The sequence below is a fragment of the Rhodanobacter sp. G2-10 genome (assembly GCF_055809185.1).
In genome coordinates, this window is record NZ_CM147900.1 from 711,260 (window position 1) to 723,098 (window position 11,839).

At 64.8% G+C, this 11,839-nt stretch carries 10 protein-coding genes; 5 read left to right on the forward strand and 5 right to left on the reverse strand.

All coding sequences use genetic code 11. The features are described 5' to 3' along the window. Positions 1-274 precede the first annotated feature (274 nt). Together metJ and AC0L58_RS03160 are read left to right on the forward strand one after the other, a co-directional pair. Positions 275-979: a met regulon transcriptional regulator MetJ gene (gene metJ, locus AC0L58_RS03155; RefSeq protein ID WP_473686605.1), complete on the forward strand. Its 705-nt coding sequence runs from the start codon at positions 275-277 to the stop codon at positions 977-979. 330 nt (positions 980-1,309) lie between these two features. Beyond that, positions 1,310-2,338, forward strand: coding sequence for an energy transducer TonB (locus AC0L58_RS03160; RefSeq protein ID WP_473688541.1), 1,029 nt, complete (start codon positions 1,310-1,312; stop codon positions 2,336-2,338). Between the two features lie 125 nt (positions 2,339-2,463). On the opposite strand, the gene AC0L58_RS03165 is transcribed toward AC0L58_RS03160, so the two are convergent. Continuing rightward, positions 2,464-3,747, reverse strand: coding sequence for a serine hydrolase domain-containing protein (locus AC0L58_RS03165; RefSeq protein ID WP_473686607.1), 1,284 nt, complete (start codon positions 3,745-3,747; stop codon positions 2,464-2,466). 55 nt (positions 3,748-3,802) lie between these two features. Here AC0L58_RS03165 and AC0L58_RS03170 point away from each other — a divergent pair, with 55 nt between their 5' ends. Together AC0L58_RS03170 and AC0L58_RS03175 are read left to right on the forward strand one after the other, a co-directional pair. Then, positions 3,803-4,390, forward strand: a complete 588-nt coding sequence (locus AC0L58_RS03170) for a LemA family protein (RefSeq protein WP_473686609.1) — start codon at positions 3,803-3,805, stop codon at positions 4,388-4,390. 56 nt (positions 4,391-4,446) lie between these two features. Next, positions 4,447-6,378, forward strand: a complete 1,932-nt coding sequence (locus AC0L58_RS03175) for a M48 family metallopeptidase (RefSeq protein WP_473686611.1) — start codon at positions 4,447-4,449, stop codon at positions 6,376-6,378. A gap of 113 nt (positions 6,379-6,491) precedes the next feature. On the opposite strand, the gene AC0L58_RS03180 is transcribed toward AC0L58_RS03175, so the two are convergent. Continuing rightward, positions 6,492-8,123 (reverse strand): GMC family oxidoreductase, encoded by a 1,632-nt coding sequence (locus tag AC0L58_RS03180; RefSeq protein WP_473686613.1) that lies wholly within the window; start codon positions 8,121-8,123, stop codon positions 6,492-6,494. 79 nt (positions 8,124-8,202) lie between these two features. Between AC0L58_RS03180 and AC0L58_RS03185 the strand changes: the two genes are divergently transcribed. Further along, positions 8,203-9,465 (forward strand): NTP/NDP exchange transporter, encoded by a 1,263-nt coding sequence (locus AC0L58_RS03185; RefSeq protein WP_473688543.1) that lies wholly within the window; start codon positions 8,203-8,205, stop codon positions 9,463-9,465. 35 nt (positions 9,466-9,500) lie between these two features. Here the strand turns inward: AC0L58_RS03185 and AC0L58_RS03190 are convergent, their stop codons facing one another. The 3 genes from AC0L58_RS03190 to mtgA form a co-directional block, all read right to left on the reverse strand. Beyond that, complete coding sequence (locus AC0L58_RS03190) at positions 9,501-9,929, reverse strand: CBS domain-containing protein (RefSeq protein ID WP_473686615.1); 429 nt, start codon at positions 9,927-9,929, stop codon at positions 9,501-9,503. 88 nt (positions 9,930-10,017) lie between these two features. Further along, a complete protein-coding gene (locus AC0L58_RS03195; RefSeq protein WP_473686617.1) occupies positions 10,018-10,959 on the reverse strand; it encodes a glycosyltransferase family 2 protein in 942 nt (313 codons plus the stop codon). 63 nt (positions 10,960-11,022) lie between these two features. Next, on the reverse strand, positions 11,023-11,763 hold the full coding sequence (gene mtgA, locus AC0L58_RS03200) for a monofunctional biosynthetic peptidoglycan transglycosylase (protein WP_473686619.1): 741 nt from the start codon (positions 11,761-11,763) through the stop codon (positions 11,023-11,025). Positions 11,764-11,839 lie beyond the last annotated feature (76 nt).

An 11,839-nucleotide genomic window follows, 5' to 3' on the forward strand; every position in this document is an offset into this window, starting at 1 on the left:
CGCCCAGCCGATTTTTTTCAGTAGCGTGCCGTTCATCTGCCCGGGGGCGTTGGCGTCGCCGAAAAACCTGCTTTCCAATCGGCCTCGCTGACGTAGTCACGAAGAATCGAGTTGCGCCACGCGAATGCGTTCAGTGCATGTTTCAAGGGGATTTATGCATGAAACCATTATTCGCGCATTATTTTGATGGACGTATAGACGTCCAATTCATTGATCTGTACCAAGGCCATGTCCGACATGGGCGTGGGGATTGCCGCGCTTCGGGTCGGTCGGCGTGGGCAAATTTCATGTGCAAAATCAATTGACAGCTGAAATCTTCGGGGATAGCTTTCGCAGCAGATCACGGGGAATGCGTTTTATGGCGACAGCAAGATTCATCAAGCCTTATGTCGAACACGGTGAGAAAGCCAATGCGGTTCGCAAGATCACGGTATCGATTCCACTTCATGTCCTGCGACGTCTTTCTGATCTGCGTACCCACCGTCAAGTGAACAACCTTCGGCACGCCACCAACAGCGACTTGCTGGTTGAGGCGTTCCTGCATGCTTTTACTGGGCAACCACTGCCAACTGATGAGGAGCTGAGACGAACTATGGCCACTGCCAAGAAATCCACTGCTAAGAAAGCTGCAAAGAAGCCGGCCGCCAAGAAGGCTGCTGCCAAGAAACCAGTCGCCCGGAAGCCGGCGGCGAAGAAAGCTGCCGTGAAGAAGGTCGCCGCGAAGAAGAAAGTCGCCGCGAAGAAGGCCACGGCGAAAAAGGTCGCCGTGAAGAAAGTCGCCCGCAAGTCGGCGGCCAAGAAGGCTGCGACCAAGAAGCCGGTTGCCAAGAAGGCCGCCGTCAAGAAGGTTGCGGTGAAGAAGGCCGCCAAGAAGCCGGCGAAGAAAGCTGCGCCGAAGAAGGCCGCAGCGGCCAAGGTGGTCAAGGCCACCAAGACCGCAAAGCCGAAGGCCAAGGCCAAAGCCAAGGCGAAGAAGTAAGCAACACGCAACATGCGTTACCACCAATAAGAGTGTGTTTTCGACTTCTCTCCCCGCGGTGCCCAGCGCGGGGAGAGCACTTCGAGAAAGTTCGTCCCGGCCTGGCCGGGACGCTTCGTTTCCGGTCCCCGGAAATGCCGCCGGCGCCCGATTGCACGGAACCGCCGGGCAACACCGTCCAGCCGCAGGTCGCCCCGCGCATTGCCCGCCATTGCCGTGCCGGGTCAATGGAGTTACCTTTCGCACATCCGCGCCGCGGCGTATCCGGGGGATGCGTCGCTCCTACAGGGGGAAAAAGCGCGGGTATCTGTCGACACTCAGCGAGAGACCATGGATACCCGATACTTGATTGACACGCGTCAGCGTGCGCGTGGAGCCGTCAGGCCCACCTACATTGCCATCATTGCCGTTTTTGTCCTGCTTGCGATTGGTGCATGGTTCCTCATCATCAAGCCGCACCAGGAATTGGTCATGGCCGATTCGGGCGGGCACCCCTCGACGCCGGTCACCATCATGAAGCGGGCGGCGCCGCCGCCGGTCGACGTGGCGGGCATGGATGTCAATCAGCTGGTGAGCGAAGCGCGCACGGCGATGAGCCAGCAGCGTTATCTGGCGCCAGCGGGCAACAATGCGTTCGAGTTCTACCTGCGGGTGCTGGAGAAGGACCCCGGCAACAAGGTGGCTTCCGACGCTCTGCGCGAGACATTTCCGTTTGCCGCCAATCAGGCCGAGCAGGCGATCAATGGACGGGATTTCGCCGAGGCGCAGCGGGAAATTGACCTGCTGGCCAAGGCGGATCCCACCAACTTCACACTGACGATCCTGCGGTCGAAACTTGACGCCCAGCGAAAGACCCTGGATCAGCAGCAACAGCAGGCGCTTGAGGAGCAGAAGGCTGCAGCGCTGGCGGCACAGCAGGCGGCTGCCAAGGCAGCTGCTGATCAGTTGGCCCAGCAGCAGGAACAACAGGCTGCCCAGCAAAAGGCGGCACAGGAGGCTGCGGCTGCCGCGGCTCGCAAGCAGACGGCCAACACCACGACGACCGGGTCGGCCAACGCTGCGCCGAGCGATGCGACTGCGTCAACAGGCCCCACCACCGATGCAGTGCTGACCAAGGCAGCGGCACCTCACTATCCTTCCGGAGCCCTGCGCTCGCGTCAGCAAGGTTGGGTCGTGGTGTCCTTTACCGTGGACAAGGATGGCACGACCAGCGACGTCCAGGTGATCGATGCGCAACCTCGCCGGATATTTGATCGCGCCGCGATCGATGCGGTGGAGCGCTATCGGTTCACTCCGGCCATGAAGGACGGGGTGCCGGTCACCAGCACGAGACAGCAGCGGATCGAATTCAAGCTCTGACGATACGTCTTGCTTCACCCCGGCAACGGCGCGTGCTTGCACGCGCCGTTGCTGTTTCTTGAGGCGGCCACGTCGCGGCAGAGTCCGCGGTGCCGCGCGTAGGACGGGCTCTGCCCGCCGGCCGCTCAATGACGCCGCGTGGAATGCGCCTTGTGCCGATTCCGGCGCGGTGCCGGCTTCTTCGCGTCGCTTTCGATCTGCGCCCAGTCCACGTGGGGCATGCCAAGCAGTTCGTCGAACACCATCGGCATCAGGCCGCTCGGCGTGGGGCCGCTGGAGTTCCACAGGGTCACCACACCGAAATGGTACTTGGGAAAGAAGCCGATCATGGTGCGGTAGCCCGCCACCGCGCCGGCATGGTAGATCAGCGTTTCACCGGCGTAGGTGTAAACCCGCCAGCCCAATGCGTAGTGCGCGTCGGTGAGGCGCGCCCGGCGCCATGCGGTGGAACGCAGCTCGCTCGGCGTGGCGACGCCCGGGGCGTGCAGTGTGTCGAGCAGTGCCTTGGGAAGGACGTCCGGTCTTCCACCCATTTGTGCGATCAGCCACTTCTCCATGTCGCGCAGGCTGGCATTCACGCCCGCGGCCGGCGCGACCCGGTAGTAGGTTTCGTTCGGTTCGAACGGCACCCAGCCGTGGCGTGACGCATGATGGGGACGTGCCCAACTCTTGCTCGACTCCAACCCCGCGCGGCCGTAGCTGGCGGTGGCCATGCCCAGCGGGTAGAACAGGCGCTTGTCGACCTGGTGGTAGAAGAAGTCGCCGGTACGCGCGAGCACGACATCACCAATCATGCTGAAGGCTATGTTCTGGTAGCCATAGCACTGGCCGACGCCGCAGGTCATGTTGACCTCGTCCAGTTTGCGCACCAGTTCCTGATAGGGAATATCCCCCTCCAGCATATTGTCGTAGGTGTTGCGCGGCAGGCCGATCTTCTGACCCAGAATGTCGCTCACCGTCGCCTGGTCGGCCTCCTGCATGTCCTTGAGCTTGAAGTAGGGCAGCACGTCGATCAGCTTGGTGTCCCAGCTCAGTTTGCCTTCGTTCGCCAACAGGCCGGTAAGTGCCGTGGCAAACGCCTTGGACAGCGAGGCCAGGCGGAACACCGTGGTTGGGGTCACCGGCTCCTTGGTGGCGGCATCGGCGTAGCCGATGGTGCCTTCAAACACGACCTTGCCATCGATCACCACCGCGGTGGCCAGACCGGCCACGGCGTCGCGCTTGGCAACCAGATTCAGCCAGCGCTTGTAATCCTCGAGTGTTTTCCTGACGCGTGCCGGCGGCAGTGTCGTGGTGACGGGAGCGGTGACTGGAGACGGTTTTGTGGATGCCGTCGAGGTGGCAAGCACGGGCATGGAGGCCAGGCCGAACACGCCGGCGACGAGCAGGAAGAACTTGCGAAACGGCATGGTATTCTTGGGGTATTCCGGCGTGGGGACACGCCCTTGGGTGGGGAGATTGTCGATGGGTCTGATCATTTTTCTGGTTGTCGTCGTCCTGATTGTCTTGTACTTCGTGGCGATCTACAACGGACTGGTCACGTCACGCAACAGCTACAAGAACGCCTTTGCGCAAATCGACGTGCAGCTGACTCGTCGACATGACCTGATACCGAATCTGGTCGAGACCGCCAAGGGTTATCTCGCGCATGAACGCGGCACCCTGGAGGCCGTGGTGCAGGCCCGCAATTCGGCGGTCGACGGGCTGGCTGGTGCCAAGGCAAACCCCGGCGATCCGGCCGCGATGCAGAAACTGGCCAGCAGTGAAAATGCTTTGACCCAGACTCTGGGCCATTTGTTCGCGCTGCAGGAGGCTTATCCCGACCTGAAGGCCAACCAGACCATGATGCAGCTCTCCGAGGAGCTGACCTCCACCGAGAATCGGGTGGCGTTTGCGCGGCAGGCCTATAACGACTCGGTGTTGACCTACAACAACAAGCGCGAGGTGTTCCCGGCCTCGTTCGTGGCCAACAGTTTCGGCTTCACTGCCGCTGAACCGCTGAAGATCGAGGACCCGGCCGTGCGCGAGGTGCCGAAGGTTTCCTTCAGCTGATGGGCGCGGCACCGCGGCTGTGGCCGCGGTGCCGATGATCGCTCACCGGAGCCTCCATGGATTTCTTTGCCCAACAGGCGCGCGTACGCGGCAGCAGTCGGCGGCTGGTTGCCTTGTTCGTGTTGGCCGTGGTCGCCATCGTCGTGGCCATCGATGTCGTGGTGTTGCTGGCGATGGGCCACCGTTCGGTGGACGGTGAACCAGCGGCCTCGAACCTGCCGCTGCTGCTGTCCACCAGCCTGATCGTGCTGGCCGGGATCGGCCTGAGCTCGCTGTTCCGCATCATGAGCCTGTCCGGCGGCGGCAAGACCGTGGCCGAGAGCGTGGGCGCCGTGCCGGTGCCACCGGACACCACCGATCCGGCGCTGCGTCGTTTGCGCAATGTGATCGAGGAGGTCGCGATCGCGGCCGGCGTGCCGGTGCCGGACATCTACCTGATGGCGGACGAGGCGGGCATCAATGCCTTCGCTGCCGGCTACTCGCCTTCCGACGCCGCCGTGTGCGTCACCCAGGGCTGCCTGGACAACCTCAGTCGCGACGAGCTGCAGGGCGTGATCGCGCACGAATTCAGCCATGTGCTCAATGGCGACATGCGACTCAATATCCGCCTGATGGGCCTGCTGTTCGGCATCCTGGTGCTGGCGATCGTCGGGCGCCGGATCATCTGGTTCGGCGGCGGCCGCAGCAGCCGGCGCGATGGTGGCGGGGGTCAGGTCTGGATGATCGGGCTGGCGCTGATCGCGGTGGGCTACATCGGCTACTTTTTCGCGCGCCTGATCCAGGCGGCGGTGGCGCGCTCGCGCGAATCGCTGGCCGATGCTTCGGCGGTGCAGTTCACCCGGCAGACCGACGGCATTGCCGGTGCGTTGAAAAAGATCGCCATCCTCAGCGAGGGATCGCAACTTCAGGCCGCCAACAAGCAGGAAGTGGCGCACATGCTGTTCGGCGAGGCCGGCAGTTTCAACGCGCTGTTTGCCACCCATCCGCCCTTGCTGGAACGCATCCGTGCGCTGGAGCCGGGCTTCCGCGAGGAAGAACTGGCACAGCTCGCCGCCTCGATGCAGCGCGCGGCACAGACTCCACCCGCCGTGCCGCCCGCCGCGAAGCCACGCAGTCCATTGGGCGTGCCTGGCATGAACCTGCCGCCAATCCTGCCCGCCGTGCTGGCCGGCGCAGGAAGCATGGGGGCAAGCGCGAGTGCGCCAACCGAGGAAGCGGGTCCCGGTTCCGAACCCGCTGCCCCGGCCCAGGCCATCCCTGCCACGCTGACCACGGCCGTGCAGCAACCCGAGCCGGCGCTTTCCGTGATGCTGGCTTTGGCCCTGTCCATGGAGCCCGACCTGCAGCCTGCGCAGCGGCGTCTGGTTGCCGATGCCTTTGGCGACGACGTGCAACGGGCGGTGCAGACCATGGCGGCCGAACTGGCGACACTGTCGCCGATTGCGCGACTGCCGCTGGTGTCGCTGGCGTTCCCGGCGCTGAAGCAGTTGCCGGACGGAAGGCAGAGGACCTTGCTGCGCACGCTCGACGACCTGGTCAAAGTGGATGGCCGGGTCGACCTCAACGAATATTGCCTGGTCAGATTGTTGCGAATCCAGCTGCAGGAGGCGCGTCAGCCTCGCCGCACCCCGGTCGATGGCCGGAAGAAGCTTCCCGCATGCCGCGACAGCCTGATTCTGGTGTGCACCATCGTTGCGTCAGCGGGTTGTTCCGATGAAGCCAGTGCGCGTCGCGCCTGGTTGCTGGCCATGCAACAGGCTTTCCCCGGCGAGACCATCGAGTGGTCGCCGCCGCCCGCCGCGTGGCAGGCGCCGTTTGAGCGGGCGCTGGATGACCTGGACGGATTGAGCCCGATAGCGAAGGAGCTGGTGATCCAGAGCCTGTTGCGCGCAGTCGAGGCTGACGGTCAGGTGAGCGTGGAAGAAGCCGAGCTGCTGCGAGTGATCTGCGCCAGCCTGCATTGCCCGGTGCCGCCCATCTCGGCGTGACGTGGGGTGGGCTCTGCCCGCCGCTCTGGTTGTTCGTTTGCGTTGGCGGGATGGCGGGCGGAGCCCGCCCTACGTGGATCGGATATCGGGATGGCATCGCGCAGGGTGCGCTGCTACGGATTTCCGGCAATCAGGGCGCTGGCGCGCTCGGCGATCATGATCGTCGGGGCGTTGGTGTTGCCGGTAGGCAGGCTGGGCATGATCGAGGCATCGACCACGCGCAATCCCTCGACGCCCTGCACGCGCAGTTCGCTGTCGACCACGGCGCGGTCGTCCTTGCCCATGCGACAGGTCCCGACCGGGTGGTAGATGGTTTCCGCCTTGCGCCGGATGAAGTCGATGTAGTCGGCGTCGCTGTCCAGTTCACGCTCGGGGAATACCGGCTCGCCGCGACAGTGATCGAACGCGGGCTGGGCCAGGATTTCACGTGACAGCCGCGCTGCCTCGATCATCCGCGTCAGGTCATGGCCTTCGGCGTCGCCGAGATAGTTGGCGTGGATCGCCACGCGCTGAGCCGGATCGGCCGAGCGCAGGCGCAGGCGTCCGCGGCTGCGCGGGTGCAGGTAGCAGGCATGCACGGTGTAGCCGTCGCCGGGCAGGCGGTGGCGCCCATGGTTGTCCAGTTGTGCCGGCACGAAATGGAACTGGATGTCGCAGCGTTCGTCGTCGGCCAGCCGGCTGCGCACGAAACCGCCGGCTTCGGCGATGTTCGAGCTGCCCGGGCCATCGCGATGACGCCACCAGCGCAGGGCCGTGCCGAGCTGGTTGATGCGATCGTAGGTGAGATGTTTGCGGCGACTGCCGACCACGGTGCAGATGTCGAGATGATCCTGCAACTGGCCACCCACGTCGGGCAGGTCTGCCATCACGGCAATGCCGTGATGGCGCAGGTGGTCCGCCGGGCCCAGCCCCGACAGCATCAGCAACTGCGGCGAGTTGAGGGCGCCGCCGCAAAGCAGCACTTCGCCCGCCTCGATCCGCTCGGTGCCATGCCGGCCTTGCCGCAACTGCACACCGACCGCGCGTCCCTGTTCCAGCAGTACCCGCTCCACCAGCACGCCGGTGCGCACGGTGAGGTTGCCGCGCTCTTGCACGGGTTTCAGGAAGCCGCTTGCCGTCGAACAGCGCGCCCCGTCGCGCTGGGTGACCTGATACAGGCCAAAGCCCGTCTGTTGCATGCCGTTGAAGTCGTCGTTTCGTGCATGACCGGCGCTGACGGCGGCCTCGATGAAGGCATCCGAGAGGGCATTTCGGTAACGCAGGTCGGACACGCCGAGCGGGCCATCCGTGCCATGCAGGTCGCTGGCGCCGCGGCTGTTGTCTTCGCTGCGCAGGAACCATGGCAACGCCTGCTGCCACGACCAGCGCGGGTCGCCGCTGGCGTCGGCCCAACGGTCGTAGTCGGCAGGTACGCCGCGTACGTAGCACATTGCATTGATCGAGCTGGAGCCACCCAGTGTCCTGCCGCGCGGCCACCACAGGCGGCGCCCGTTGAGCTGGGGCTCCGGTTCGGTCTCGTAGCCCCAGTTGACCAAGCCGCGTTTTGCCAGTTGCGCCAGACCTGCCGGCATGTGGATGAAAGGGTTCCAGTCGCGCGGACCCGCTTCCAGCAGCAGCACGCGGGTGGCGGGGTTCGCACTGAGCCGATTGGCCAGCACGCAACCCGCCGAGCCGGCGCCGACGATCACGTAGTCGTAATTCTTCAAGCGGGATCCCCTGGTCTGGCTGGCGACCGATGTCGGCATGGTAGTCTTTTCGCGCTTTCCACTGGATGCGCCCTTGAGTCTGCCCCGTCCCGTCGCCGAGGAACAAGCCGCCGCGCCGATGTTGTCCGCCCTGGCTTTCTTCTTCGTGATGACCTCGTACTACATCATCCGGCCGGTTCGCGACCAGCTCAGTGGTGCTGTCGGCTCGACGTCGCTGCCGCTGTTCTACGGCGCGGTGTTTGCGGTGATGCTCCTGATCACGCCGGTATTCGGCATGCTGGTCGCGCGATTCCGTCGCCGTCCGTTGCTGGCGTGGAGCTACAGTTTCTTCATCGTCTGCCTGCTCGCCTTCGTGCCCGCGTTCATGGCACAGGAGCGCATCGGCGCGCGTGAACTGGGCGTGGTGTTCTTTGTCTGGGTCAGCGTGTTCAACCTGTTCGTGGTGTCGCTGTTCTGGAGTGTGATGGCGGACATCTTCAGCAGTGGCCAGGCGCGGCGGGTGTTCTCGCTGATCGCGCTGGGCGGGATGGGCGGAGCCGTGTTCGGCCCGCTGGTGACCAAGTTGCTGGTGCAGGTGATCGGCGTGGCGCCGCTGCTGGTGGTCTCGGCAGTGGCGTTGTCGATGTCGCTGATGCTGTTGCTGCGCTTGTCGGCCAGTCACGGCGCGCAGGCTGGCGGGCAGGGAGAAGAGGCGATTGGGGGTTCATTGTGGGCGGGCGTGAAGGAACTCTGGTCACGTCCCTTCCTGCGCTACATGGCGCTGTTGATGCTGTTCGGCGATGGCATCGGCACGCTGGCTTACGCGTTGGTGGCGGATTACGCCAAGGCGCACTTCGCCGATGCGGTGGCACGCACCGCGTTCTACAACAACCTCGACCTGGCAACCAACGCGCTCGGCGCGCTGCTGCAGTTGAGCCTGACGCGCTGGTTGCTGGTTCGCCACGGCGCCGGCTGGGGTTTGTTGTTGCCCGCCTTGGTCAACGTGGCGCTGCTCGGCGGCGTGGCGCTGCTCGGCGGCGGCAGCCTGCCGTGGTTGGGCTATGGGGTGCCCCTGCTCGCCGTGATGCTGGTGATCACGCGCGGCTTTGCCTACGGCATGACCAAGCCGGCGGTGGATGCGCTGTACACGCGCGTGCCGCGCGAGACCCGCTACAAGGGCAAGAATTTCGTCGAGACCGCGGTCTGGCGCTTCGGCGATCTGGTGGTGACCAGTGCGGTAAGCGGACTGCGCGTGCTGGGCTGGGGCGTCGGCGGCGTCGCGCTGGCAGGCGCGGGGGTCGCCACCCTGGCGGCCGTGGTGGCGCGGCGCGCTGGTTGGTCGCCCGATCTGGCGCCGGACGAGCGCGTGCACGACGGCGCGGTCGACAAGGCCGGGGCGTGAGTCGCCGCGCGGCCCTGCCGATTCGATCCCCGCACTCAACCGGTGATGTAACGCTCCAGATGCTCGATCTGCTCGGCCTGGGCGTCGATCACGGCCTTGACCAGGTCGCCGATCGAGATGACGCCGACGACGGCCTCGTTGTCGACCACCGGCAAGTGGCGGATACGGCTGTCGGTACACAGGCGCATGCAGTCGAACACGTCGGTGTCCGGACCGACGGTGAGCGGGCTGCTGGTCATGATGTCGGATACGGCCGTCTGCGAGGAGGATTTGCCCTGCAGGATGACCTTGCGCGCGTAGTCGCGTTCGGAGACCACGCCGACCAACCGGGCGTCGCGCATCACCAGCAATGCGCCGACACGGCATTCGGCCATCTGCTTGATCGCCTCGAGTACGGGGGCGTCCGGCGTGATGCTGAAAATCGTGCTGCCCTTGCTTTGCAGCAGATGTCTGACCTGGCTCATGCTTGGGTCTCCCACAGGCCCGGGCGGGGCCCTTCGAAGCCGAGTCTAGCGCGCCCTCGGGTTGTCGTGTAGTGAAGTGGCCAGCCGCTCAGGGAGGCGGCGTGCGGGGCAGGCGCTGTTCCTCGACGAAATACAACGGCCGCTGCTTGCTTTCCGCATAATTTCGGCCCAGGTACTCGCCGATCACGCCCAGTGCCAGCAACTGCACGCCGCCCAGGAACAGGATCACCAGGATCAGGGTCGGGTAGCCGCGCACCGCGTCGCCGTAGAGCAGGGTGCGGGTCAGCACATACAGGCCGTAGACGAAGGACAGACTGGCCGAAGCCAGTCCGATCCAGGTCGCCAGGCGCAACGGCGCGGTCGAGAACGAGGTGATGCCCTCGATCGCCAGCTGGGCCAGCCGCCAGTAATTCCACTTGGTGGTTCCGCCGTGGCGTGGTTCGCGCAGGTAGTGCACGGCGGTCTGCCGGAATCCGATCCAGCTGAACAACCCTTTCATGAAACGTTGCCGTTCGCGCAGTTGGCCGAGCGCATCCAGTGCCCGTCGGGAGAGCAGGCGGAAGTCGCCGGTGTCACGGGGGATGGCGGTGTCGGACAAGCGTTCCATGCTGCGGTAGAACACCGCCGCCGTGAATCGCTTGAAATGGCTTTCGCCGTCTCGCCGGGTGCGCGTGGCGTAGACCACGTCGTAGCCTGCTCGCCACTGCTCGACCAGCGCAGGAATCAGTTCGGGTGGATCCTGCAGGTCGGCGTCGATCACCACCACCGCGTCACTTTCGGTGGCATCGAGCCCGGCGGTCAGCGCAGCCTCCTTGCCGAAATTGCGCGAGAGCTTGAGCGCGCCGACCCGCGCATCGTCATCCAGCAGGGCGGTGATGATCGACCAGGTCTCGTCACCGCTGCCATCGTCGACATACAGCACCCGGCATTCCAGCGGCAGCTCTTCGATGACCTCGACCAGGCGCCGATGGAAGGCGCGCAGCACGGCCGATTCATTGTAGGCGGGGACGACGATGGTCAGTTGCGGCATGAGGGACGCCAGTGAAAGCCAGTTGCATGCTAACCAACCACGGGCGACCCGGCGAGGATTTGCTTACTCGGGCGCCTCCGGCGGCGCACGCCCCTGGATGTAACCCGGCCCGCCCAGCTGCTCCATCTGTTGCCGGATCCAGTTGGCGCGGCGCATCACGTAGGCGCTGGGCCGATCCACGTGCAGCCGGCGCGGGCTGGGCAGCACGGCGGCCAGCCGCGCGGCCTGGGCCGGGCTGAGCTGTGCGGGCGTGGTGTGGAAATAGGCCTCGCTGGCGGCGCCGACGCCGTAGATCCCGTTGCCCAGCTCGGCGATGTTCATGTAAACCTCGAGAATGCGCTGCTTCGGCCAGGTCAACTCGATCAGTACCGTGAAATAGGCTTCCAGACCCTTGCGCACGAAGCTGCGTCCGTTCCACAGGAACAGATTCTTGGCCGTCTGCTGGCTGATCGTGCTGGCTCCGCGCAGGCGCTTGCCGTCATCGGCGGCATCGATCGCCTTGTTGATGGATTCGAAATCGAATCCATGATGGTAGGGAAATTTCTGGTCCTCGCCGGCGACCATCGCCAGCGGCACCCAGGGGGACACCTTGTCCCATGGCACCCAGTGCTGGCGCAGCTGGAAATGCTTTTCGCCGTGCATCCACGCGCCGACCTGGCGTTCCATCATCACCGCCGAGGTCCACGGTGGCACGAAGCGCAACACCAGCACGGCCAGCCAGGTCACGGCCAGCCACGCCAGCGCCAGGATGCCGATCCAGCGCAGCAGTTTGCGCCAGCGGCGTGGGCGGAGTACTGAAGACATGGAGGAGCCAGACATCAAGGTAAGCTCAGTATAAGAGGCGTTGTCCTCCTGTCGCCGCGCCCCCATCTGGTGACAT

Bases quoted from the DNA above. Each gene is read 5' to 3' on its own strand.
- AC0L58_RS03160 (WP_473688541.1), top strand. From the start codon at position 1,310: ATGGATACCCGATACTTGATTGACACGCGTCAGCGTGCGCGTGGAGCC.
- AC0L58_RS03165 (WP_473686607.1), bottom strand. From the start codon at position 3,747: ATGCCGTTTCGCAAGTTCTTCCTGCTCGTCGCCGGCGTGTTCGGCCTG.
- AC0L58_RS03170 (WP_473686609.1), top strand. From the start codon at position 3,803: ATGGGTCTGATCATTTTTCTGGTTGTCGTCGTCCTGATTGTCTTGTAC.
- AC0L58_RS03175 (WP_473686611.1), top strand. From the start codon at position 4,447: ATGGATTTCTTTGCCCAACAGGCGCGCGTACGCGGCAGCAGTCGGCGG.
- AC0L58_RS03180 (WP_473686613.1), bottom strand. From the start codon at position 8,123: ATGCCGACATCGGTCGCCAGCCAGACCAGGGGATCCCGCTTGAAGAAT.
- AC0L58_RS03185 (WP_473688543.1), top strand. From the start codon at position 8,203: ATGTTGTCCGCCCTGGCTTTCTTCTTCGTGATGACCTCGTACTACATC.
- AC0L58_RS03190 (WP_473686615.1), bottom strand. From the start codon at position 9,929: ATGAGCCAGGTCAGACATCTGCTGCAAAGCAAGGGCAGCACGATTTTC.
- AC0L58_RS03195 (WP_473686617.1), bottom strand. From the start codon at position 10,959: ATGCCGCAACTGACCATCGTCGTCCCCGCCTACAATGAATCGGCCGTG.
- mtgA (WP_473686619.1), bottom strand. From the start codon at position 11,763: ATGTCTTCAGTACTCCGCCCACGCCGCTGGCGCAAACTGCTGCGCTGG.